The sequence below is a fragment of the Enterovibrio baiacu genome (assembly GCF_004120195.1).
Lineage (GTDB): Bacteria > Pseudomonadota > Gammaproteobacteria > Enterobacterales > Vibrionaceae > Enterovibrio > Enterovibrio baiacui.
Genome location: NZ_SCHN01000007.1, coordinates 88,117 through 111,176 on the forward strand (window position 1 = coordinate 88,117; position 23,060 = coordinate 111,176).

The 23,060-nt window shown below is 47.0% G+C and carries 19 protein-coding genes, 1 tRNA gene and 1 riboswitch; of the genes, 13 read left to right on the plus strand and 7 right to left on the minus strand.

Annotation, left to right across the window (positions count from 1 at the left end):
- Positions 1 to 91: 91 nt before the first annotated feature.
- The gene (locus EQP46_RS05220; RefSeq protein WP_129492642.1) at positions 92 to 1,279 is read left to right on the plus strand and encodes an NnrS family protein; all 1,188 of its coding nucleotides are present in this window, start codon (positions 92 to 94) and stop codon (positions 1,277 to 1,279) included.
- A gap of 95 nt (positions 1,280 to 1,374) precedes the next feature.
- Positions 1,375 to 2,148: a class II glutamine amidotransferase gene (locus tag EQP46_RS05225; RefSeq protein ID WP_240671661.1), complete on the plus strand. Its 774-nt coding sequence runs from the start codon at positions 1,375 to 1,377 to the stop codon at positions 2,146 to 2,148.
- Between the two features lie 119 nt (positions 2,149 to 2,267).
- On the opposite strand, the gene EQP46_RS05230 is transcribed toward EQP46_RS05225, so the two are convergent.
- Positions 2,268 to 3,038, minus strand: coding sequence for a nucleotidyltransferase family protein (locus EQP46_RS05230; protein ID WP_129492643.1), 771 nt, complete (start codon positions 3,036 to 3,038; stop codon positions 2,268 to 2,270).
- A 324-nt stretch (positions 3,039 to 3,362) separates the two neighbouring features.
- On the opposite strand from EQP46_RS05230, the gene EQP46_RS05235 reads away from it, so the two are divergent.
- Together EQP46_RS05235 and EQP46_RS05240 are read left to right on the plus strand one after the other, a co-directional pair.
- On the plus strand, positions 3,363 to 3,998 hold the full coding sequence (locus EQP46_RS05235; RefSeq protein ID WP_129492644.1) for a 2OG-Fe dioxygenase family protein: 636 nt from the start codon (positions 3,363 to 3,365) through the stop codon (positions 3,996 to 3,998).
- Between the two features lie 268 nt (positions 3,999 to 4,266).
- The gene (locus EQP46_RS05240) at positions 4,267 to 5,652 is read left to right on the plus strand and encodes a MipA/OmpV family protein (protein ID WP_129492935.1); all 1,386 of its coding nucleotides are present in this window, start codon (positions 4,267 to 4,269) and stop codon (positions 5,650 to 5,652) included.
- A gap of 352 nt (positions 5,653 to 6,004) precedes the next feature.
- Here the strand turns inward: EQP46_RS05240 and EQP46_RS05245 are convergent, their stop codons facing one another.
- From EQP46_RS05245 to EQP46_RS05255, 3 genes are all read right to left on the minus strand, one after another.
- A complete protein-coding gene (locus EQP46_RS05245; RefSeq protein ID WP_129492645.1) occupies positions 6,005 to 6,592 on the minus strand; it encodes an FMN-dependent NADH-azoreductase in 588 nt (195 codons plus the stop codon).
- A 178-nt stretch (positions 6,593 to 6,770) separates the two neighbouring features.
- On the minus strand, positions 6,771 to 7,469 hold the full coding sequence (locus tag EQP46_RS05250; RefSeq protein WP_129492646.1) for a TSCPD domain-containing protein: 699 nt from the start codon (positions 7,467 to 7,469) through the stop codon (positions 6,771 to 6,773).
- Between the two features lie 65 nt (positions 7,470 to 7,534).
- The gene (locus EQP46_RS05255; protein WP_129492647.1) at positions 7,535 to 9,691 is read right to left on the minus strand and encodes an adenosylcobalamin-dependent ribonucleoside-diphosphate reductase; all 2,157 of its coding nucleotides are present in this window, start codon (positions 9,689 to 9,691) and stop codon (positions 7,535 to 7,537) included.
- A 372-nt stretch (positions 9,692 to 10,063) separates the two neighbouring features.
- Between EQP46_RS05255 and EQP46_RS05260 the strand changes: the two genes are divergently transcribed.
- The 3 genes from EQP46_RS05260 (at position 10,064) to EQP46_RS05270 (ending at position 11,583) form a co-directional block, all read left to right on the plus strand.
- Positions 10,064 to 10,137 (plus strand) — tRNA-Cys (locus EQP46_RS05260).
- 208 nt (positions 10,138 to 10,345) lie between these two features.
- Positions 10,346 to 10,621 carry a DUF6482 family protein gene (locus EQP46_RS05265; protein ID WP_129492648.1) on the plus strand — a complete coding sequence of 92 codons (276 nt, stop codon included), beginning with the start codon at positions 10,346 to 10,348 and terminating at the stop codon, positions 10,619 to 10,621.
- A 281-nt stretch (positions 10,622 to 10,902) separates the two neighbouring features.
- Positions 10,903 to 11,583, plus strand: a complete 681-nt coding sequence (locus EQP46_RS05270; protein WP_129492649.1) for an HAD family hydrolase — start codon at positions 10,903 to 10,905, stop codon at positions 11,581 to 11,583.
- A gap of 134 nt (positions 11,584 to 11,717) precedes the next feature.
- Here EQP46_RS05270 and EQP46_RS05275 read toward each other — a convergent pair whose 3' ends face one another.
- Entirely contained in the window at positions 11,718 to 13,109 is a 1,392-nt protein-coding gene (locus EQP46_RS05275) for an alanine/glycine:cation symporter family protein (RefSeq protein ID WP_129492650.1), read from the minus strand.
- A gap of 70 nt (positions 13,110 to 13,179) precedes the next feature.
- Positions 13,180 to 13,295: riboswitch (glycine riboswitch) on the minus strand.
- 427 nt (positions 13,296 to 13,722) lie between these two features.
- Between EQP46_RS05275 and EQP46_RS05285 the strand changes: the two genes are divergently transcribed.
- The 3 genes from EQP46_RS05285 (at position 13,723) to EQP46_RS05295 (ending at position 18,808) form a co-directional block, all read left to right on the plus strand.
- On the plus strand, positions 13,723 to 14,868 hold the full coding sequence (locus EQP46_RS05285) for a hypothetical protein (RefSeq protein WP_240671663.1): 1,146 nt from the start codon (positions 13,723 to 13,725) through the stop codon (positions 14,866 to 14,868).
- A 110-nt stretch (positions 14,869 to 14,978) separates the two neighbouring features.
- Complete coding sequence (locus EQP46_RS05290) at positions 14,979 to 16,136, plus strand: amidase family protein (protein ID WP_129492651.1); 1,158 nt, start codon at positions 14,979 to 14,981, stop codon at positions 16,134 to 16,136.
- Positions 16,137 to 16,843: 707 nt separating this feature from the next.
- Entirely contained in the window at positions 16,844 to 18,808 is a 1,965-nt protein-coding gene (locus EQP46_RS05295; RefSeq protein WP_129492652.1) for a RecQ family ATP-dependent DNA helicase, read from the plus strand.
- A 46-nt stretch (positions 18,809 to 18,854) separates the two neighbouring features.
- Here EQP46_RS05295 and EQP46_RS05300 read toward each other — a convergent pair whose 3' ends face one another.
- Positions 18,855 to 19,253 (minus strand): hypothetical protein, encoded by a 399-nt coding sequence (locus EQP46_RS05300; RefSeq protein WP_129492653.1) that lies wholly within the window; start codon positions 19,251 to 19,253, stop codon positions 18,855 to 18,857.
- Complete coding sequence (locus EQP46_RS05305) at positions 19,234 to 19,950, minus strand: winged helix-turn-helix domain-containing protein (protein ID WP_129492654.1); 717 nt, start codon at positions 19,948 to 19,950, stop codon at positions 19,234 to 19,236. Before EQP46_RS05305 ends, EQP46_RS05300 begins: the two co-directional genes overlap by 20 nt.
- Positions 19,951 to 20,916: 966 nt before the next feature.
- Here EQP46_RS05305 and EQP46_RS05310 point away from each other — a divergent pair.
- From EQP46_RS05310 to EQP46_RS05320, 3 genes are read left to right on the plus strand one after another with little or no spacing between them, the layout of a single operon-like run.
- On the plus strand, positions 20,917 to 21,204 hold the full coding sequence (locus EQP46_RS05310) for an acyl carrier protein (RefSeq protein WP_129492655.1): 288 nt from the start codon (positions 20,917 to 20,919) through the stop codon (positions 21,202 to 21,204).
- Complete coding sequence (locus EQP46_RS05315) at positions 21,197 to 22,447, plus strand: beta-ketoacyl-[acyl-carrier-protein] synthase family protein (protein ID WP_129492656.1); 1,251 nt, start codon at positions 21,197 to 21,199, stop codon at positions 22,445 to 22,447. Before EQP46_RS05310 ends, EQP46_RS05315 begins: the two co-directional genes overlap by 8 nt.
- 23 nt (positions 22,448 to 22,470) lie before the next feature.
- Positions 22,471 to 22,983: a 3-hydroxyacyl-ACP dehydratase FabZ family protein gene (locus tag EQP46_RS05320; RefSeq protein WP_240671664.1), complete on the plus strand. Its 513-nt coding sequence runs from the start codon at positions 22,471 to 22,473 to the stop codon at positions 22,981 to 22,983.
- Positions 22,984 to 23,060 lie beyond the last annotated feature (77 nt).

Below are 23,060 nucleotides of genomic sequence, written 5' to 3' on the forward strand. Positions count from 1 at the left end.
CGCATCTCGCAATATGAAATCAGTACTACCTTTTCTTTAAACATGTAACTATAATGCATCTTATGAAATCCAAACCTCAGCAGGCGTCAAGATGATTAACATTGTCGATAAAGCAAAAGAAGATCGTATTCCCCCCATCCTTCGCTTGGGGTTCAGACCTTTCTTCTTTCTGGCCGCGAGCTATGCGGTATTTACCGTGAGTGTTTGGGTGTGGTTGTTCACGTCAGGGCAGGCGTCGCCGCTGAACGTTCCGCCGATTTGGTGGCATGCGCATGAAATGCTGTTTGGGGTCGCGATGGCCGTGGTCGCGGGATTCTTGCTGACTGCCGTACAAACGTGGACAGGGGTTAAAGGGACGAGTGGTTTCCGCCTTGCGGTTATTGTTGGGCTGTGGTTATTAGCACGAGTGCTATTTTGGACAAACACACCGCTGTCAGTGATTGCCATTGTTGATGCGGCTTTTCTTCTCGTGTCGGGGTGGGAAGTGGGTTATCGCGTTGTGATCACCAAGAAATGGCGAAACCTGTTTTTCATTCCTATGTTACTGGTTGCTGTCATCGCGAACTTGGCGAGTTATGCAACCGTCAAAGGCATGCCCCCGTTTCCAGCCAGTGTGCTTTGGCAGGCGATGATTTGGTGGTTCATGATGCTGATATCCATCATGGGTGGTCGCGTTATTCCCTTCTTTACTGCAAAACGTTTTCAGCTAGATCCGCCCACGCCCATTTGGTGGTTGGATATCTGTGCCATCTTCCCTCTGCTGTTGCTGGCGATCATCAGTTTCTTTCCCATGGTGTCTGATGCCCTTGAAATGGCCCTATTGCTTGTCGCGGGTAGCGCTCAACTTGTGCGTTTGTATCGCTGGCAGGGATTGAAAACGTTCTCTGAGCCTTTGGTGTGGTCACTGCATGTGTTCTATCTGGCTTTGCCAGTGGGATTGATCGCCAAAGCATTCCTGTTAGGTAACACCTGGGCATCACATACAATGCTGCATATGTTTGCCATGGGCACCTTGGCAGGCGTGGTACTGGCAATGATTGCGCGTGTCACCATGGGACACACGGGACGAGAAATCTACAAAGGCCCTTCATTTCACTTGGCTTACATTTCGCTGATTGCTGCGACGCTGGTGCGCGTTATCGGCCCGATTATGTGGCCTCAGCACCTGATTTTGTCTGTAAGCATTGCGGCAATAGGCTGGGGAATTGCGTTTACCTTGTTTGTCATAATCTTTGGTCCCATGCTTTGGAAGCCGCGATTAGACGGTCATCCCGGCTAACACAATGAAAATATTACGCCTTCTTTGGTCAGTAGCACGGCAATTACCGAAAGTTACGTCATACTGATAGTACGGTAGTTAAAGAGGGCAAAGGAATGTGCAGATGGTTGGCGTATCAGGGAACGCCGTGTTTTTTAGATGAAATGTTGCTTCAACCTGCTCATTCATTGGTTATGCAAAGTATGGAAGCGACCAAAGCGGTGACGGCGGTGAATGCGGACGGTTTTGGACTAGCATGGTATGGGTTATTGCCGACGCCTGCTGTGTATCACGAGGTGATGCCTGCATGGTCTGATGGCAACTTGAAATCCATCGCGGAGCATACGTTATCTCATCGATTCATGGCGCACGTAAGGGCTTCCACAGGGACAAACACCTCGCGCGAGAATTGCCATCCTTTCAATGTTGATAATTGGCTGTTTATGCACAACGGCCAAATTCCCGAGTTTGAATCTCTTCGCTATAACATGGAGCGTCAGCTTGATGAATCATTCTACCTCAAGCGTCGAGGCTCGACGGACAGCGAACTGATTTTCCTTCTCCTGCTTCAAAAAGGGCTTCTCGATTCTCCGCGCGATGCACTTTGCAGCGTGATTGATGACATTGAAGCTGAAATGCGTGCGCGAAACATCAAAGAGCCGTTTAAGGCATCACTGTGCCTCAGTGATGGTAAGCAATTCTGGGGGCTTCGTTACGCAACCTCAGGGAAGCCGCCGACATTGTTCTACAAAGAAACGGAAGGGGGCGTTGTGCTTGCTTCAGAGCCGTTTGATGAGAAACGCGAAGGATGGACAACAGTGCCTCCGCAGTCGTTTGTAGATATTCAAGGGAAGGAAGTGTTGATCACGCCCTTTCGGTGTGATGCCTAACACGCGCATTTGATCGGCGACACGATTCACATTGCAACCGAACTAAAAAGGGCGGCTTTTCAATAAGCTGCCCTTTTATTTGGGGTTGAATTTTCCTGTTACCGTCATTACTGACGCAATTACACGGCCACGCTCAGTGGTTGGTATGTCTGCCATGCTTGGTCATACAAGGCACGAGAGCTTTGACGCAAGCGATTGATTTTCGCAAATTCATGCTCACTCAGTTCGCGTTTCTCAAGGGTTGCTGTGCGTTCTATCTTTTGGATTTCGCGATAAATTTCATGTTCCTGCCCGTTCTTGATGTCCGCGATTTTCTTCAAATGCAGCTGAACTTCGGCAACCATGTGTGTTTCTGGTAGTGCAACAAGCACTTTCAAATCGCGGTAGCCAGAAGGGCGAGGTGTATGGAAACGGTTAATCACTTCTTTGGTTTGTGTTGATGCTGCCAGTTCGGCATATGCCGCGGTCAATGCATCGACTGAGTTAACCTCGACAGTGACACGAACGATATCGGTAAGCTGAGAGGCATCACCGCCTAATTCGCCTTCTACCTTTTGCTTCGCGCGGGCTTCGCCTTTGATGCCTGCGGAGTAAACGGTGCCATCCACATGGTCAGCAATTTGATTGGCCAGGTCTTCCAATTCTTGCTGTGCGCTTGGGGCTACATCGTAAAGTGATTCTAGGGATTGGTGTGGCTGACGTACGTCAACCGCACGGAATGATGGAATGGAATACAAGTCGGAAAGGGTGTCGGTTTTCGTTGTTACGGGCTGTTGGTATGAAATGCACTCGCTAGATTTACATTCTTGAAAATCAATACCTTCTGCGTGAGCCGGAACGCGAATCACAAGGATTGGTACGATGATCAACGCCTTAAACATTCTTCCCATTAAAGTTCCTCTTATCTGGCTTGGAGAGCGTCCACAACTCTATCCTAGCGTTGGAAATTGAATGTTAGCTGAACAGATTCCCGATGAAAGCGCGCTACCTCTCAAAGTGATTTGGTGTATTTGGTGAACTTCAAATTATTTGAAACAAGACACTGCTGAGGCGCTCTGTTGTGGAATATATGTTCAAATATTAACCTTTGGGTGATTAATATGACTTTACAGGTTTGGCAAATTTGTTGCCTTGGTTTTAACTGAATGTAAGGGTTGTCATCGGTGTCGATTTACCAAATCGAACCGATTCACGGAAATGATGGAGGACGTAACATGTATCATCCAGATTACCTCATGCAGCTATGTCATATCAGCGACCATGCTGTTAGGGAATTAGAACCAAGTTTTGCCGCTCTGCCTACTACCCCTTATGCAGATGGGCAATACCGACTCAGACGCTACTCGGTTGTGCGCTGCCAAGATGGCGACGTACATCAAATGCAACACCATACCTTTATGCAATCCCAAGACATCAATCATCATCAAGGTGGTGTGGTACGCAACTTCGAAGAGCTGACCTCAGACGTGATTCATTCCCAGGGCTTGTTTGAGCTGTGTCAATTGTTCAAAGACAACAATGAGCTGGATGATGAACAAGACATTGAGATTCACCAGATGCGGGTGATCACTCTTGATGACATCACGCCAGTGTCGCCTGAAGGGATCCACCAAGATGGCTTTGATCATATCGCCATTGCGGCAATCCACAGGGAGAACGTGCAGGGCGGCGAGATTCTTGTCTACAAAGACAAAACGGAGCGCCCGTTTTTCTCACTCGCGATGAACGATGGCGATGTGGCTTTGCTTGATGATCACGCCGTGTGGCATAACGCAAACCCGATTCGGCCGCTTAATCCTCGCCACCAAGGCCATGTCGATCTCTTCGTGCTCACGGCAAGAGAGCACTAGGATTCGCAAGTCGTGTCGATGCTTTGACTGAGGAGAGAAAGGGGTGCAGTCGCTACCGTAAGTCTGTGCCTTTCTCTCTGCTCGTTTCTCTTTGAGCCTGCCACGCGGGCACATAGCCTGCGCTGGTGGGCGAGCGCCAAGCAGGGAGCGTGGCGCAATGGATCTTATCCTCCGTTCTAAGCCGCTGTATTCATGCCTTTTTCCGCTGAAAAATCTCAAGGTTCGCGTACACTATATCGATGTCACTTTCATCAATGCAGACAATGTCATGGTTTTACGCAACATCCTTACGCTTCCTTCTTTCGTCGCGAGTGCCGCTATTTTTACCAGTATGGGGGCGTTTGCTGCGTCTGAACCTTTACCCCAAGACGCTATCGTTACTGAAGACGCACATGCCGATGTAGAAACCTTGCGTTCAAAACGCAGTGAAAACTGGGGGATTGCCGCCACCATGCGAAGCGCTGGCATCCCTTACAAAGACACTGGCAGCGATTATGTGTCGAGTTTTGTGCCCATGATGTTTTATCAAGATGAGGCGTTCTTCATCAATGGCACGGAAGGGGGGATTCGTCTTTGGGAGAAAGACGAGTGGCGACTCAATGCCATTCTGCGCATGCGCTTTATCGACTTGCCACGTGATGTGCAAAACGACATCGGCGGCGACACGGGGGATTACGGCTTTCAACTCAAGCGTGATTTTGGCGATGGCTGGTATTCCGACCTCGAGTTTCTTTCCGATAAAAGTGAGCGTTTTCATGGTATCGCGACCCTGGGGAAAACGTTTGAAAGCGATGACTACTTCTTGGATGCCACGGCGTCAGTTCGCTATAAAGATGCCAACTTCAACAGTTACTACTATGGGCTGTCGGAATTCAGTGATCGCGGTGAACGCTTGGGTGCAGGCGCAGACATCAAAGTCGGTGTAAGAGGGCGCTACCACGTTTATTCCAACCTTTATCTCGTTGGGGCTACTTACGCGACGTACTTTGACAGCAATGTTCGCAATGCGTCGTCTATCGATGCGGATTGGCAAGGCGAAGTCTTTGCAGGCTTTGGATTCTTCAATGATAACCGCCGACACGGCGAGCGAGAGCTTTCAACGCGTCCATACTGGCGCTTGGCGCACGGATGGGCAACGCCATCAAACATCGGTGACATCATCGCGGGTGATAGCGAGAAAGATCCGTTCAACAACCAGCTCACTTCGTTGTTCTACGGTCATCCGCTTACAGATTCTTTGTTCGGTGTCCCGCTTGATATTTACCTGACGCCGGGCGTGGTGTGGCATTGGAACTCTGAGGTTCAAGCATCTTCCTCTGAGTTCGTTATGGCGATTAAAGCTTTCTATGAAGTGGATTGGCCGATGAAATGGCGCATCGGTGTTGCGGAAGGCTTGTCTTATGTGAACAACATTACCTACATCGAACAAACCGAGTTGGACGAAAAGGGGTATGAGCCAAGCAATCTCTTGAATTACATCGACCTGTCGTTAGACGTCAATCTGGGTGATCTCTTTAATGTTCGTGCGCTCGACCGCGCGTGGTTTGGCTACTCGATTCATCACCGTTCCGCCATCTTCGAAAAAGCGAGTCAGTTTGGACGGATAAAAGGTGGGAGTAACTACAACACCTTGTATGTTCAGGTTGAGTTTTGAGGGCGAAGACCCGAGATAACAAAACGTGAATTGCTAGAGATGAGATTGCGAGATTCGAGAGATGAGATTGCTAGAAACGAGAATACGAGAATACGAGAAACGAGAAAGGTGCCGAGAAGAAGGTAACAGGTCTTGAATGACGTATGTCATCACATAGCATACTGCCGAACCTCGAACCTCGAACCTCGAACCTCGAACCTCGAACCTCGAACCTCGAACCTCGAACCTCGAACCTCGAACCTCGAACCTCGAACCTAGAAGAATAAAAAAAGGCTCCGAAGAGCCAAACGCAAAAGCCCACAGCGCGCGAGATCACTCCCGTACGCTGTGGGTGTTGGCAACTTTCCCTTGTCTAAACCAAGGACAATAGGGTGCGACGTGCACTTTCCATTGATGTTTCTGCAGTCTCAGCTCCCATGGCGAGGCCTTCGCAATAAACAAATTCGACATCCGAAATTCCAATAAAACCTAACACTGTCTTCATGTAACCCACGATGTGGTCATTTGGCGTGTCTTTATGAATGCCACCACGGGTGGTGACAACAATGGCTTTTTTATCGGTGAGTAAACCTTTAGGACCTTGCTCTGTGTAGGCGAAAGTCACACCTGCACGCGCAATAAGGTCGATCCAATTCTTTAATTGAGTGGGCACACTGAAGTTATACATAGGTGCTGCAATAACAAGGGTATTGCTGGCTTGAATCTCTGTGATCAATTGGTCGGAAAATGCCAAAGCGAGTTTTTGGCCTTCATTGAGATCCTCTGAACCACGCAAGCCCATCATGATGTCATGATCGAGCACAGGCACTGGATGTGCCGCTAAATCGCGTTCAATGATCGAGGTTGTATTACTCAGATTATTCACTAACTCATCAATCAGTGCTGAAGAGGAAGAGTTGTCGCCAAGGATGCTTGATTTAAGAACCAGTAAACTTGCCATGTGTTGCTCCACAAAAAAATGAACGATTTGTCCATCAGTGCAGCAAAATATAAAGGGTTGGCAGAGTAAGAAAAAGCGGAAAAATCTGGGGGTATCGTTCTAAAATTTTGAACAATAAAGAAAACCTAGAAAAAAGGACTTCCTAGGAAGCCCTTTTTCAGCGTGTATTAATTGCGCATTAACCGCACTTTGAATCACCGCAGTTTAGACATGTTTGGCAACCGTCTTTAACGATCACTGCCTTGTTGTGGCACTTGTAGCAAAGGGTTGCGCTTGGTGGGAAACCCGTGTTTACAGGCTCTTCTTCCTTCACGTCTTCTTTCGCTGCGTTTTCTGCACGCTTTGCTTCAAGAAAGGCTTTCTGATGCTCATCCATTTCTGGGTTTTTCAGCATGCCGATTTCCATCAGGTGTTGTTCAATCACGTTGCCGATTTCAGCAATCAATGAAGGCACGTATTTCCCTTTATTCCAGTAGCCGCCTTTCGGATCGAACACGGAACGAAGCTCTTCCACCAAGAATGTGCAATCGCCGCCTTTGCGGAACACCGCAGAGATGATACGGGTCAGCGCAACGATCCACTGGTAGTGCTCAAGGCTCTTGCTGTTGATGAAGATTTCAAATGGGCGACGCAGCTCGTGGTCAGTGCCTTCATTCAATACAACATCATTGATGGTAATGAACAGAGAGTGCTCTGAAACGTGCTCAGGCGTTTTGAGTTTGTATGTCGTGCCAAGCAGTTTCTCTGGGCGCGGCATTTCTTCATGCATGGTTTCAAGCTTCGGTGCTTCTGGAACAGCCTGCACAGGCGCTTCTTGAATCGCATCTTTGCTTTTTACTTTATACGCGACAATTTTGCTTTCGATTTTACGTGTCATGATGAACTACTTCTTTCTGACGAGAGCAGCACCTCTGCTGCTCCCATTTTACTGAATAGATGCGATTAGAACTTACCGTAGTAACCTTCTTTCAGCGCATCGTAAAGGTTAGCGGCAGAGTGCAGCTCACCGTCATATTCAATTTTCTCGTTACCTTTGGCTTCGAAGGTCGAACCGTCTTCCAGCGTAAATACGTAGGTGGTGTTCTCGAGATCTTCTTCTTTCACCAATACACCTTGGAACACTTCTGGGTTGAAGCGGAAGGTGGTGCAGCCTTTGAGGCCTTTGTCATACGCATCCATGTAGATGTCTTTGAAATCTTCAAACGGGAAGTCGGTAGGGACGTTAGCCGTTTTAGAAATCGACGAGTCAATCCAGCGCTGAGCTGCGGCTTGAACTTCTACGTGCTGGCTAGGCGTAATGTCATCAGCGGTAATGAAGTACTCAGGCAATTGCTCGTCTTCTTTGGTGCTGTATGGCATTGCTTTTTGGTTGATAAGCTCGCGGTAAGCCAACAATTCAAAGCTGAATACATCAACGCTTTCTTTCGATTTCTTGCCTGATTTGATCACGTTGCGCGTGTAGTGGTGCGCAAAGCTTGGCTCAATGCCGTTACTTGCATTGTTTGCTAGCGACAAAGAAATCGTGCCCGTTGGTGCAATTGAACTGTGGTGCGTGAAACGGCCACCATTCGCTGCCAGTTTCTCAATAAGGTCTGGACGCACTTCGCCAATCAGCTGCATGTAGCGGCTGTATTTCGCGTGAAGGACTTTACCTGCAACTTTGTCGCCTAGCTTGATGCCGTCTTTCGCCATTTCAGGGCGTTGACGAAGCATCTTCGCGGTAACAACGAATTCTTGATCCATCACAGGCGCTACGCCTTTTTCTGCCGCGAGTTCAACAGCTTGTTCCCAACCTGTGATCGCCATTTCTTGTGCCACTTGTTCCGTGAAGGCAATAGAGGCTGCGCTGCCGTATTTGTGACGAAGCATGGTCAGGGTAGAGCCCAAACCGAGGAATCCCATACCGTGACGGCGTTTGGTTTGAATTTCTTCACGTTGTTTTTCAAGTGGCAATTGGTTGATTTCAACCACGTTGTCCAGCATACGTGTGAAGGTTGCAACCACCTTGCGGTACATTTCCCAATCGAACTGTGCATTGTCAGTAAACGGGTCACGAACGAACTTAGTGAGGTTTACAGAGCCAAGAAGACACGCACCGTAAGGTGGAAGAGGCTGCTCACCACATGGGTTCGTTGCGCGGATCTCTTCACAGAACCAGTTGTTGTTCATCTGGTTAACTTTGTCGATCAGAATGAAGCCTGGTTCCGCGTAGTCGTAGGTCGACGACATGATCACGTTCCACAGGTTACGCGCAGGCATGGTGCGGTAAACTTTACAGGCAACTCGGCCTTTTTCATCTTCCACCAAGTCGTCGCTGTTCGGCCAGTCTGCCCACACCACACTTTCGTCTGTGTTGAGATCTAGCTTGTCTTGGCGAGCTTCTTTGGCAGTGATAGGGAAGATAAGCTTCCACTCGCCGTCGTTCTTAACCGCTTCGATGAATTCTTCAGTGATCAGCAGCGATAAGTTGAATTGGCGTAAACGGCCATCTTCACGTTTCGCGCGAATGAATTCGGTCACGTCTGGGTGACGGATGTCCATGGTGCCCATTTGCGCACCACGACGGCCACCTGCAGAAGACACGGTAAAGCACATCTTGTCGTAGATATCCATGAACGACAGTGGGCCTGAAGTGTACGCACCTGCGCCTGATACAAAGGCACCACGTGGGCGAAGTGTTGAGAAATCGTAACCGATACCGCAACCTGCTTTCAGGGTGAGGCCTGCTTCGTGCACTTTACCCAGAATATCGTCCATTGAATCTTGAATGGTGCCGCTAACGGTACAGTTGATGGTAGACGTTGCAGGCTTGTGCTCAAACGCACCCGCGTTAGACGTAATACGTCCCGCAGGGATTGCACCGTGACGAAGTGCCCACAAAAATTCCTTGTACCATTTTTCTTGAACTGACTTTTCTTCAAGATCCGCAAGTGCACGCGCTACACGTTTGAATGTGTCATCTAGCGTGACATCGATAGCATCGCCGTGCTTGCTTTTAAGACGGTATTTGCTGTCCCAAATTTCCATTGACGTGTCTTGGTAAGGAACAGAAAGTACGCCTGTGGTTTCGATATCAGAAGCTGACTTGGTTTTAGCCATTATGAATTGCACCTCGGAAGTAATGCGGTCGTGTTGAGCGTTTATTATTCAAAGACGCTATATTGTGTCTCTGATTGGCAAGGGCGCAGATCAAACCACTATATCGTGTGATCTTCAAGTCTTGACAAGCACTCTTTCTGCATCAATTTTTCATGCGGGATTCACTGCAAAGAATAGCGTATAAAAAGCGCTCTCAGGATGTCACTAATTTGAAAGAGAAAGCACGAAGAATCGCCAATATGCGCAATTGAGAAACACTTGATTGGAAAGTTTCAAAAAAGCGTTGCGTCCGCGTTTTTGCTCCCTATAATGCCGCCCCGTAGCCAGAGAACATTCTCTGAATTGCTTGAAATTTCATTTCAGCAACACGTTGGCGCGTTGGCAGAGTGGCTATGCAGCGGATTGCAAATCCGTGGACCTCGGTTCGACTCCGGGACGCGCCTCCATCTTTCCTCTTCCCGTCTTTCTTTTTTTTCTTTACCCAAGCTCGTCGCACTGTCATCTTTTCTCGCTATCTCGCTATCTCGCTATCTCGCTATCTCGCTATCTCGCTATCTCGCTATCTCGCTATCTCGCTATCTCGCTATCTCGCTACGTCGTGATCTAATCACCTAACCTCTGCGTAACCACAGAAAACACACAAAGGGGAAGATCATGTCTAATGCCGTTCGCCAAACAGAGAAAGCCGTTATTGTGAGTTGTATTGATACCAGCAAATACCTTGTCGGTATTGAAGCAGGGAAGGGAACCATCACTTATCAACGAAGCCCACAGGGCGAGCTGATGTTCTATGGTTGCTTAAACCTCGCCAAGGCGTCCTTGGTTGAGCAAGGATTTGAAGTTGCCACCTTGGTAATGGACAGTCCCTATGACGAAATGATTGGCGAGGAAGGGCACGAGAGTGCATCCCACGAAATTCCGCTTGTGTAAACCCAAGCGACCTGAATCCTGCATTGAAACTGTTTGGGTTTAATCGACCCAGACCTCACAAATTTTGAATAAATACAGGCCGCTGTTCACTGCGGCCATTTCTTCGTCACAAAAAATCACTACACTGTGCGCCAGCTTTAATGTGCGTCTACTATCTCTAGAATGTTGCCAAGTGTGCATTGATGTAAATTTGATGTTATTTGTAGGCGCCGTAGAGGGCGCTGCGCAGTGTCAAATCAGCCTTGAGAACTGTGTGATTTTAAGATTTGAGGAATGGCGCGATGTATTTGTTTATGCTGGATGTCGATGGAACGCTCATCGACAGTTATGACTTTGATTCGGAATGTTTTCGATCTGCGATTGAAGAAGTCATGGGAATCCAACTTACCGACGAGTTGGGTGCGTTTTTGAACGTGACGGACATCGGTATTCTAGAAGAGCTTATTGAGCAACAAGGTATGCGCGAGAATCGCATGAAGATCCTCCGCGATGTTAAGAGTGTGTTCCTCACCAAACTTCGTGCGTATATCGCATCCAACAGCCACGAACTCCAAGCCTCACCGGGTGCGATTCAATTTGTTAATGACATGAAAATGCACCCTAACGTCGTGCTTGCTATTGCAACGGGCGGTTGGGAGGAGTCCGCGCGAATGAAACTTCGCGCAGCCGGGTTTGATATCAGCCACGTAAGCTTCGCTTCTTGCTCTGATGCCATGACACGTAGCGAGATCATGGCGTTAGCGGCGTTTCGTGCAAAACAAGACACGGGCGCACTGTTTACCCGCCGTGTGTATTTTGGCGATGGTGAGTGGGACAAAATGGCCACAAATACGCTCGGTTATGAGTTCGTTGCGGTAGGAAACAAAGTTCAGCACCACACGCGTATACCTAACTTCGCCCATTACGACGCGATTTTCGGCAAGTTGGGATTGAGCGATATGCTGAAGGTAAAAACTGCATAAGCTTAGTTCATAGAAGAATACTCATAAAAGAAACCGCAACGCATACAAAAACAGCGCCTATATAGGCGCTGTTTTGCTTTCTGATTCAACGATAAACAAGCCGTCAGTGCGACAGGGCTGCCACTGCGAAATGATTACGCGTTCGCTTGGTTTGACGCTGCGCGCCTCTCTTTCACTTTTTGCTTCAACTGATCAAAGTAAAGCGAGGTTTCTTGTGCCACCACGTGACGGAGAATGATCAAGCCAATCAGGTTTGGTACGGCCATTAATCCGTTTACGATATCCGCAATGAGCCAAATCATATCCAATTTGATAAATGCGCCCGACAATACCAAAGCAACAAAGATGATTTTGTAAGGTAACACAGCACGTTGGCCAAACAGATAAATCGCACATCGCTCACCGTAGTAGTTCCAACCCAAAATGGTGGTGAACGCAAAGAACATCAAACCGATCGCAACCACGATGGGGCCATACTCTTGGTTCAGTCCGATAGAGAATGCTTCTGTCGTCATTTGTGCGCCAGCGATATCCATCGACCACACGCCGGTCAATACCAATGCAAGGCCCGTCATGGTGCAGATCACAATGGTGTCCAAGAAGGTGCCGACCATGGAAATCAAACCTTGGCGAACACACGAGTTCGTTTGTGCAGAGGCTGCGGCCATTGGCGCACTGCCTAAGCCTGATTCATTCGAAAATACACCGCGAGCAACACCCGATTGAATAGCAAGCATAATGCTCGCCCCCACAAAACCGCCTGTCGCCGCTGTTTGTGTGAAAGCAGATTCAATGATCACACCAATAGCAGAAGGGATTGCGTCCGCATGGTTGAACAATATGGCTGCACATGCCGTTACGTAAACCACCGTCATGGTAGGAATCACTTTGCTGGCAATGCCTGCAATGGATTTAATACCACCAATGGTGACGGCTGCAACCAAGGTCGTGAGTACAATCGCGGTGATTTCATGTGGAATGTTGAAGGCAATATGGCTTGCATCAACAATGGCATTCACCTGTGGGAACGTACCAATACCGAAGCAGGCAACACCAATGGTAAAGAAGGCGAAGAGGCGTGCTAGCCATTTCTGACCTGCGCCTTTCTCAAGGTAGAGCATTGGGCCGCCAAGCATATTGCCAGATGCGTCTTTTTCGCGGTATTTCACTGCCAGTAAGCATTCTGCATATTTGGTCGCCATGCCGAACAGGGCAGCCATCCACATCCAAAAGAGTGCGCCTGGACCACCAAGCTTAATGGCCGTTGCAACACCCACAATGTTACCTGTACCAATGGTGGCAGATAGCGCAGTACACAGTGCAGCAAAGCTGGAAACATCACCTTTGCCTTTGACCCCTTTTTCTTTTTTAAAGATGTAGGTCAGTGCAAGTGGCAGTTTGAAGATCTGAATCGCGCCGAGGCGAAACGTAAAATAGACACCTGTGCCAACAAGTAGCAGAAGTAGGGGTGGACCCCACACAAGGTTATCGATGGTTTGTAGCAAGTTATACAGTGAATGGTTCATTTATCCCCCTTTAGATTCAAAGGAGGAGAGTAGCCGCAAAAAGTAGCAGCAAAGTGGGTACTTTGTTGCGGTTATCTCCTCTGTCCTTTTGCCTGAGAGTTTCACTCGCAACCACTCAACATACATTGAGTAAGCAAGCTTGCTCCTTCGGCGTCCGATTTAACGGATCTCTCCAGAGGCTCCTCCAACAACAGTCCATACCTGAACGCAAATGGCGTTCTCAGGTGCCTGAAAGATTTACTTCTTCGGCGGATGGCGAAAGCCATCTCTCTCCTGCTGTCTTCATCGGAACATCAAATTTTCGCAAGTATCATAGATCACAAAATTACGATTGCAATGAAAACTAGGGGCTTTGATTGAAATGATGGGTTAAGTGGGTAAAAAATACATAATTGTGTTAATGAAACGTTTCGGTGATGAAAAATAAAAGGAGATATACAGCAAAGCATCGGTTTTTTACGGCGCAGAACATACGGGGAATGGCTATCTTATATATGAGACGCGACGGCATTCGAAATATGGCTTCAATTTTCTCCTTGAAACTTCCCGCGCTCTCTCAAGGAACTGTTATCTCGGCCGATATATTATCATCTTAGCTGGCTTGTTAGTGTAAATGACTACGTTTAACGATTTACTCGGAACCTCTCCAAATACCCCCGCTGCCACTGTAAAGCAGCGTTACAAGCTATTATCTGCCCGTGTGCATCCAGATAAAGGCGGATCACCGGCGCTCATGCACCTTGTGCGTCATGCCTATGAGAACGTGGCGAAAGGGAAAGGACAAAATCTGCTGACCATTCCTGCGTCAGCCTCTGTGCGGGAAGGCGGCACATTCGAAAGCGAGCTGAATAAACTTAGAAAAGAAAAAGAAGAGCTCTCTGCGTTAAATCAATTGTTAAAAGGTCAGCTAGCGCAGGCCAAGAAGGGCACAACGTCGCGAGAAGGACCGATAAAGAACACGGAGCTATTGAGAAAAATCTCACTACTTGAAGGCGAAATCGTGCTGCTCAAAGATGAGCGAAGCCGTTTGATGCCTCAGAAAGACGCAGCAATCGCTGAGCAGCAAAAGCTTGCAGCAGAATTGCGCCGTGTGCTTTCTGAAAACGAAATGCTTGAAACCGAACTTGATAGAACGCGCGGTGTAAAAAGCCCTGGCTTAATGCCTTGGGCAAGCAAGTTTTGGTTACCGGCTGTGATCGTTTCTCTGTGTATCGCCGTTTTCATCATTGGCGCAAAGCAAGTCAATTGGCCTGCTTATACCCTGTGGTTTGACGACGTGCCCAGCGAGCCAAAAGCGCCCACGGTCAGGGTGATTTACGCGAATGATGAGACGAATGACCAACAGGAGGCAGTGCTCGAACCTGTCGATGCACAACAAAAAGCATTGAGCAATGAACCGCTGCCTTTCTTGCAGCTAACAAACAAACCCGGTGTGTGGTCGCTTTCCAGCTTTACGGTGTCTGAAGAGCCTTACATTGCTATACGGAGCGACAGAGGCTCTTACGTTGTCTCGGATTGTTCTGGTGGTTTTAATTTGTACTTAAACAAACCATACAAACCATTGCGCGTGCCAGCCAATTTAATTTATTTGCATCAAAATCAGCACTTTCATGTGTATGACATACCTTATGGCCAAGGGTCGTCATCAGAAAGCTGGATGCAAAGCCGTAAACTACAAATCAATGATGAATATTTTACGAGTAATGAATTCAAAACCAGCGTGATGGCACTTTTAGAAAAATGCAGTAAAGGTTCGTGAACTGAGAGCAAGGCAAAAGATTGACCAACTTTTAATGTCATGCATACGCAAAAAGTGAAAACCCGTAATAAGCTTATGAATAGCTAGAGATATTTGGAGTACCTCCACACATGTCACAAGACAGTTACTTGTTGCATAAGTTTAAACCAGAGCGTCAAGACGTGGCGAAGGGGATCCTCGCTCGTCAACGCTTGGTGGTGAGTGACTGTGTGGGAGTGAAAGGCTATGTCACGGGGATTGGTATACCGGCTTGGTCAGACGACAATGAACCTTCAAAATTTGATGCACAAGTGGTGCAGACCATCATGCAATCAGGTTGCCGACTCATTGGTAAAGCGCAGGTTGATGATTTTGGCACGAGCATCAGCGGTACAAACCCTTTCCTTGCCAGACTGGCCAACCCTTTCTCTTCTGAGCGTCGTTTAGGCGGTTCGTCTTCTGGGGCGGCGTTAGCCATCAATAAGGGAGCGGCCACACTCGCGATTGGCAATGATTGCTGTGGTGGTGTGATCATTCCTGCTGCTTACAATGGGCTTTATGCTTATCGAGCGTCGCCCGAGTTATTAGACATGCGCGGCATCGCCACGGTGTCGCCATCTTTTGATGCTGTGGGGATCATGTCTAAGCAGCTGCCGCCTTTGCATCAAATCGCAGAGAAATGCTGGACGAAACCGCTTCGCCCCGTAAAGTTCAAGAACGTGAAGTATGCATCTAGCCTGTTCCAAGATTTGTTGCCGATCGAAGCAATGTTGGAATGGGAAGTTTTCTTTTCCACCTTAAAGATTCCGAGAGAAGATGTTGCAACTTTTAGCAAGTTGATGCTGACGCAGGCGCAGAACATTCATTCGGTGATCCTAGGAAGAGAAATCGATTTCGAATACGGCCAATGGCTCGATCACTACAAGCCTAAAATTTCTGAAGAAACGGCAGAGTATATAAAGCGCATTCGTGGTAAGAGTTTTAAAGAGTTTGTTGAGACGAAGAAGAAGCGCGAATTTTTTACCAATACCTTTCAAGGTTTGTTGAGCAGCGGTGAGTTGTTAATGATCCCGACATCACCTGGACCCGCCGCAGAGCATGACGCTTTTGATCTCGATACCTTCCTCATTAACCAGCGTCGGCTTTACGCCATTGCAGAAGTCGCAGGTTTACCGCAACTCACGCTCCCGTTACTGACCGTTGATGGCATGCCGATGGGTATTTCATTGATTGCACTTCCTGGAGAAGACCGCCTGTTATTTGACACTGCTGAGCGTTGGTTTATCTGAAATAACACCGTGATACGCAACAGGTTTATCTTCCCAGATCTCGGTGCTCGTAGCCCATAAATCCCCCCTTTTAGTGACGAGCTATTTCATCAACAGGTCAAGAAAAATTTATTTTTTTGACAAAAACCCACTAACTAACTGTATATAAAGAAAATATTAGTGGTTGGCCTACTACTGACCTATCAACAGAATCTGTGGATAACTAGGTGAATTAGTGGATGTTATTATGTATTAAGTCATTGTTTTATATTGATATTAATTGGCTTTAAGGGTGGTTTTGTATCAGGTTTTCTCCTGTGAATGGTCTCTCTTTCGATAAAATGAACAAAGTGGCATGTTTTTGTATCAAATATCTTACGTTGTGGGTCTGGTTGAAGAACAACATTTTGTCACAGTGTTGTCTAAATGAGATCAATAAAACCCGCCTAACCGGGCGTTGGAGTCCACCGTCAAATGTTCCACGCTTTTGCCACTTTTTCACGATCAATTTCGCTGAATCTTGCGCTTTCAGATCGTTGGGGTATAGATTCGAAGAAAAGGCCTGATTTACTGTGGTTTTTTTCGATGGGACGCTAAGACGGTAGACGGTGCGAACCTTTTCATTCGAAACCTGAGGTTTCTCAGCCTTTTCCGCGTTTTCTCTCGAAGAGAGTCAGTGGCCGATGTAAACTCCAACCCAGATTGAACTTCAAACACTGAGGCAAGAAATGCAAGTGAACGCGGCTTATGTAAAAACACTTCAAGACGTATTCGGTTTTGATGGATTGCGCGGTGGTCAGCAGCACGTTGTTGAAAATGTGCTCGCGGGACGCTCTTCGGCCGCGATATTTCCGACAGGCTCAGGCAAATCACTTTGTTATCAACTTCCTGCTTTGCACCTTCCTCACCTTACGTTGGTTATTTCCCCTTTGCTTGCATTGATGAAAGATCAATTGGATTTCCTACGTGGAAAAGGTATTGCGGCGGCATCGATAGATTCTTCACTGACCTATGATGAATCGCGCGAGGTGATGCGTTCAGTAAAAGCGGGCGAAACAAAGATCCTGATGATTTCGGTGGAACGTCTGAAAAATGAACGCTTTCGTCAGTTCATTTCTTCTGTTCCGATTTCCTTGCTTGTGGTTGATGAGGCGCACTGTATTTCGGAATGGGGACATAACTTCCGACCAGACTATTTAAAATTGCCCGCTTACCGAGCGCAATTAAACATCCCACAAGTGTTGTTGTTAACCGCGACAGCGACACCGCAAGTCATAGACGATATGCAGAACAAGTTTGGTATTGCGCAGGAAGATGTGGTGGTGACGGGCTTTTATCGACAAAACCTCGATCTGAATGTCTTTCCGTGTAAAGAAGACGAGAAGTCGGCGGCGTTGCTGCACCTGATCCAGACCGCTCCAGCCCATCAGCCGACCATTGTTTATGTCACTCTGCAGCAAACTGCGGAGAATGTGGCGGCAATATTGAGTGCAACTGGCATCGCTGCCAGGGCTTACCATGCGGGTATGGCGAGTGAAGATCGCCAACGCATTCAAAACGGTTTTATGCGTGGAGAGATCAACTGCATCGTTGCAACCATTGCATTTGGCATGGGTGTGGACAAAGCCGATATTCGCTCGGTGATTCACTACGACTTGCCAAAGTCGATTGAAAACTACAGCCAAGAAATCGGACGGGCAGGGCGCGATGGGCAAGCATCAGTGTGTTCAGTCCTCGCTAACCGAGAATCAGTCAGTGTTTTAGAAAACTTTGTGTACGGCGATACGCCAGATCTCAATGCTATTCGTGCCGTGATTGACGAGATTGGTGCGACGCCAAACGGTAACACATGGGAAGTAATGCTGAATAGGCTCTCGAGAGAATCCAACGTTCGTCAGCTGCCGCTTAAAACCTTACTGGTTTATCTTGAGCTCGCGGGCATTATCGAACCTCAATTTAGTTACTTCGCCGATTATCGCTTCAAGATGTCTGTTTCTGTCGATCATGTATTGAGCCAATTTGAAGGCGAAAGAAGGCAGTTTGTGGATGCTGTTTTCCGCGCATCGCCAAAATCACGGACGTGGCACACGGTGGATTTCGAGGCGTTGTGGCAAGGCTATCATGCTGAAAGACAGCGCGCTGTGACAGCGTTAGATTACTTTGCCGATAAAGGCTGGATAGAACTAGAAAGTAAGCAAATGACCGATGTTTTCCGAGTGCTTGCACTTGATGCGTGTCAGGGTAACAACGCGGTTCAGCTCAGCCAAGAAATCCATAAGTTGTTCTTGTCTAAAGAAGAAACGGAAATTAATCGTGTTCATGCCATGTTGTCTTTATTCGAAACCAACGTATGTCTAAGTCATCGGTTAGCGAGTTACTTTGCGGATGAATATGCACCGACACAATGCGGACATTGTTCAGTGTGTCGAGGTAATGTGGCTGTATTGCCTAGCGCCAATCACCTTGGTGATATAGACATGGGGTTGCTAGAGCGCATGACTCAGCCTTTTCTTGATGCTGCAACCAAAGAGGGACTGAATGTGTCGCCTGAAGCGTTGACTCGGTTTCTTTGTGGCATTACCACTCCTCTTTCTGGACGACTACGTGCCGGAAAAATGGAGGGGTTTGGTCGGTTCTCACAGTACCCATTTTCAACAATAAAAACGGAGGTAGAACAGGCATTCTACCCTTAACTTTATTTAACTGATGTCAGTAATCGAACGCTATTAGTGCATACCTTTAATGCAGGCATAAGAGCGCGATGCTCTCTACGTTTTTAGGATCAGGGTACCGATATCCTAGAGTACATAAGTCATCCAGCGCAAAATACTGTTGATAAAAGACGCGTGGCTCGTCGGAAATTGTTCTTGTAAAAGCACTGTTTTGATCTATCGATTCGAATGAAAAATCGAACTCTTCGGTATGATGATCTTCTTTGTTTGTATTTCGAGAGTAATGGGTCACGAGGATATTTAAGTTATCCTTGAACTGCTTGATATGGGTTGAACGAATTGTGTGTGGTCCCGTGACATTTCCCGTCCACTCAGAAGTTTGGTGAGTTGTAGCAACCGCGATTGCTACATTCAACACTGCGAGTAAAACAATCGCTATCCAAAACTTACGAACAGTCAAGTTCATGGCTCTCTCTCTCATAGAAGCACACTAGGTTGTTAATCGTTACTTTCTTTTTGCTCTCGTTCGCTGTGTCTTCTATGCCAGAGAACTGGACGGAAAATCGCGTCGTGATGTAATCGTGTTTCAAGGTGTAGGCTTGGTAGAAACTCAAAATATTGATGACGGTGAAACATAGCAATGCGGTAATAGCAGTTAGACGGAGCTTATGTGCATTCTCTAGCCACCACGCTGGAGAGGTTGTTTCGGCTAGAGGCTCATGGCTTTCTTGGACCTCTACCGCAGGTGTATTTACGTCTTCTTCCGTTTTTTCTACTTCTATTGCTTCTGCTGTCTCTGAAGAGCTTATCGATCGCAGGTTTTCCGCCTTAGACGCCGTCAAGGCATAGCCCACACCAGGGATATTAACGATGATGGATTTGTTTTTATCGTTAAGCGCGGCGCGCGTGCGATTGATGAGCTGAGGCAAACTCTCGGCAGAGATAAACTCGTTGCCCCATACATTCATCACGATGTCTTGTTTAGAAGCAGCATTTGGATAAGCATCGGTCAGACAGCAGAGCAAATCTTGTTGTTTTCTCGTCAGCCTTTTAATGCCCGAAGATGTCCCATCCGAGTTGGCGCTATCTGACAAAGGCACCAGTGCATGCGTGTTTCTTTCCCAACGAAACTTCCCAAGGATGAGTGAATCGAGCTGTTTCATACTGATCTCGTGATTAAATATGTCTAACAAAAACGGCAGGGGATTATAGGCTACACGCCAAGTAAATCAACGATCCTGTATTCAACAGAAAGCGTTATTTACTTTGCAGTGTTAATTTATTTTCATATTATTCAATCAATTGAATTAAATATGCACTAATGTTGCAAATCTCAAGTTGGTTGTGTTGTCTTACTGTTAAGTCAGGGTTGGCTGTTAAATTTACACCGTTACGTAACAATTAAGGTGAATATTATCTGAATAGCCGCACGACATGTTTGTGACGAACGACAAGTCTTGCACTCACGGTTTACGCTTGTTTGCCGTGTTCGATTTTTGGCACATAAAACTTGGATGCTCACTGTGTGATTTGAGCTTTTGAGGGAGAATTTTTTCTTAGCCAAGATCATGCTTCAGGGTTTAATCTACTAAGATGCTATCTCAAAATTAACGGTGGAGACTTTTATCAATTGTAGTAGTGCGTACCAATCTCACCTTTATTTATTAGAATGTAACTAAGTATATTTGGTTAAATTAGCATGAGAGCCTTAAATAATCCAAAAGAAATCAAAACTACACACTTATCTCATTTGAATAAAACCAGTACTTGGATTGTATTTTTGTTTCATGAGTGAGATGTCGTGATGATTTTATAAAAGAATTATTGAAAGAATTTTGGAACCTATCAATGAGAAGGTACGCATTAAAATCATTGAACGCCTATGACATAAATGTAATGTAAAACATGACATTAAGTGCTTTCTTGCTGTGTTTTTATGCTTAATCTACGTGAAGCTATTTAGCCTTGGTAGTGCATTGATTTTGAATTCTGACGCGATTTAAAACAGCGTATATGTCTTTATCCTGTTTGACGCTGATAAAAGCCCTTGATAACATTTTGCCAAAGAAGAATATACTCACAATGCACTATTATTTGTGTAATAAATTCATTGGCTTAAAGGTGGTAATATGGGTCAAAATATAAAAAGTTCGCAATATTTAACGGAGTCTCAAATATCTGAAATATTAAGTCGTTTAGAGTCGGAGTCAGAAACTGCGATTGCAGCGAAAGATATTTTACCTACGATGTCGTTGCGTGAAGATCTAGGAATGGATTCCATGCAAGCTGTTTCTCTTACACTCGACTTAGAAGATTCTCTGTCTATATCTATAGATGATGAAGATTTAGTTAAGCTCGATACCGTGAATGACCTTTTTGAAATCATTGAATCTAAGCTAAGTCAAAACAATGGATAGTCGCAGACGTGTTGTTGTAACCGGTGTTGGTGTCGTTTCATCAATAGGCAATGACTTTGACACACTGACGGAATCCTTAAAGCTTGGTCGCAGTGGTATTCGTGCGGTCGAATCGTGGTCTGAGTATGGGTTAACGAGCCGTGTTGCGGGTTTAATTGATCTTGACGAGGCTAAAATACAGTCCGCGAACATTCCCCTGAAACTCCGCAGAGCGATGCCTACCTCAACGCTTTATTGCAGTGTTGCCGCTAGTGATGCTATTTCGTCTTCTCGTTTGACCCCTGAAGAGCTTGCTGATCCCCGAACTGCTTGCCTTGTTGGCAGCGGTGTGGCTGATGTCGGTGTGATACACAGAGAGGGGGCAAGGTGTTACGAAGGGAATGTTCGCAGAACAGAGCCCTATACCGTACTCAAATCCATGAGCAGCACGGCGAGTGCAATCCTCACGAAACTCTTTGGTATCACTGGGCGCAGCTATTCGATCTCGTCTGCGTGTGCGACGGGCGCGCACAACATTGGCCATGCTTACGAACTGATCCGTGACGGGGTGATTGACCGCGCCGTAACGGGTGGCTGTGAGGAAGTGAATGAGTTGATCGTTGCTTCTTTTCAAGCATTGAGAATGGCCCTTTCTACAGGGTTTAACGACACACCTGAAAGTGCATCACGTCCCTATGATACTGATAGAGATGGGTTTGTGATTAGTGGTGGTGCTGGTGTGCTTGTCGTAGAGTCGCTTGATTCAGCGTTAGCGCGTAACGCTCCCATTTATGCAGAAATCATGGGTTACGCGGCGAACTCAGACCCTTACGATCTCGTCCTGCCTCAAGCAGACGGCGGTACATTTGTTGATTGTATTGCCAGTTCATTAGACGACGCGGGCATTTCCTCTGTCGATATTGATGCCATTAACACGCATGGAACAGGGACTGTCGCGGGCGATGTGGCCGAAGTGAATGGTCTACGCAGGGCGTTTGGTAACAATGTTCCAAGGTTCTCGTCGACAAAATCAATGACAGGGCATGCGATCGGTGCAGTCGGGGCCATTGAGTTGATCGCTTGCATTGCGATGCTGAAAGAGGGCTTTATCGCCCCTTCTATCAATATCGATAATCTCGATCCTCTTTTTGCTGATGCCCCTATCGTTCGAGAAACCACAGAGGCTGATTTGAAGACAATGCTGTCTTTGAACTTTGGTTTCGGTGGAACGAATGCAGCGACGGTCCTGAGAAAAATGGACTGACACTTTGGTATCTGTGACTCGCGATGATGAATAGACGTTTTATTGATGGGTTGAGGGGGCCGCAAGGCCACCTAGAAAAAGAGGCTATTCGCGCGATCTTATCCTACGGCGATGCCTTTTTGTTTGTGGACTCCGTGAGCCATTTGACTGATTCGGATATCGTCGCGCAATACCACATCCCCGAATCATCTGAACTGATTGATGCACACTTCAAACATGCCCGCATGATGCCGGGTGTTCTAATGGGCGAAGCATTAGCACAAGCCGGTATTGTGTTAGTGCATTACCGAAGTGAGTTTGAAGAAGAGACAGATGTGATTGCGAGTACCGTCAACCAAATGCGGTTTAAGTCTCCCGCATTGCCCGGAGATACCTTAGAAGCACGCGTCAGCATAAAGGCGATCAATCGTCTTGGTGCGAGGCTCATCGGGCATTCCTACGTCAATGATCGCGAGGTGTTGTCTGCCACGTTTGATCTCACGTTTATAAAGCGAGAGAACCTTATTGAACATCTCTCTCAACACGTCACGCGTTGAGAGCAGGCGTATCCTATTTTTTCGCCCAATCATCAAATTGCTGCATGCCTATACAAGGTGAATTCGAGTACATGGAA

Coding starts and splice junctions, on each gene's coding strand:
- EQP46_RS05220 (WP_129492642.1), top strand. CDS start 92: ATGATTAACATTGTCGATAAAGCAAAAGAAGATCGTATTCCCCCCATC.
- EQP46_RS05225 (WP_240671661.1), top strand. CDS start 1,375: ATGTGCAGATGGTTGGCGTATCAGGGAACGCCGTGTTTTTTAGATGAA.
- EQP46_RS05230 (WP_129492643.1), bottom strand. CDS start 3,038: ATGGGAAGAATGTTTAAGGCGTTGATCATCGTACCAATCCTTGTGATT.
- EQP46_RS05235 (WP_129492644.1), top strand. CDS start 3,363: ATGTATCATCCAGATTACCTCATGCAGCTATGTCATATCAGCGACCAT.
- EQP46_RS05240 (WP_129492935.1), top strand. CDS start 4,267: ATGGTTTTACGCAACATCCTTACGCTTCCTTCTTTCGTCGCGAGTGCC.
- EQP46_RS05245 (WP_129492645.1), bottom strand. CDS start 6,592: ATGGCAAGTTTACTGGTTCTTAAATCAAGCATCCTTGGCGACAACTCT.
- EQP46_RS05250 (WP_129492646.1), bottom strand. CDS start 7,469: ATGACACGTAAAATCGAAAGCAAAATTGTCGCGTATAAAGTAAAAAGC.
- EQP46_RS05255 (WP_129492647.1), bottom strand. CDS start 9,691: ATGGCTAAAACCAAGTCAGCTTCTGATATCGAAACCACAGGCGTACTT.
- EQP46_RS05265 (WP_129492648.1), top strand. CDS start 10,346: ATGTCTAATGCCGTTCGCCAAACAGAGAAAGCCGTTATTGTGAGTTGT.
- EQP46_RS05270 (WP_129492649.1), top strand. CDS start 10,903: ATGTATTTGTTTATGCTGGATGTCGATGGAACGCTCATCGACAGTTAT.
- EQP46_RS05275 (WP_129492650.1), bottom strand. CDS start 13,109: ATGAACCATTCACTGTATAACTTGCTACAAACCATCGATAACCTTGTG.
- EQP46_RS05285 (WP_240671663.1), top strand. CDS start 13,723: ATGACTACGTTTAACGATTTACTCGGAACCTCTCCAAATACCCCCGCT.
- EQP46_RS05290 (WP_129492651.1), top strand. CDS start 14,979: ATGTCACAAGACAGTTACTTGTTGCATAAGTTTAAACCAGAGCGTCAA.
- EQP46_RS05295 (WP_129492652.1), top strand. CDS start 16,844: ATGCAAGTGAACGCGGCTTATGTAAAAACACTTCAAGACGTATTCGGT.
- EQP46_RS05300 (WP_129492653.1), bottom strand. CDS start 19,253: ATGAACTTGACTGTTCGTAAGTTTTGGATAGCGATTGTTTTACTCGCA.
- EQP46_RS05305 (WP_129492654.1), bottom strand. CDS start 19,950: ATGAAACAGCTCGATTCACTCATCCTTGGGAAGTTTCGTTGGGAAAGA.
- EQP46_RS05310 (WP_129492655.1), top strand. CDS start 20,917: ATGGGTCAAAATATAAAAAGTTCGCAATATTTAACGGAGTCTCAAATA.
- EQP46_RS05315 (WP_129492656.1), top strand. CDS start 21,197: ATGGATAGTCGCAGACGTGTTGTTGTAACCGGTGTTGGTGTCGTTTCA.
- EQP46_RS05320 (WP_240671664.1), top strand. CDS start 22,471: ATGATGAATAGACGTTTTATTGATGGGTTGAGGGGGCCGCAAGGCCAC.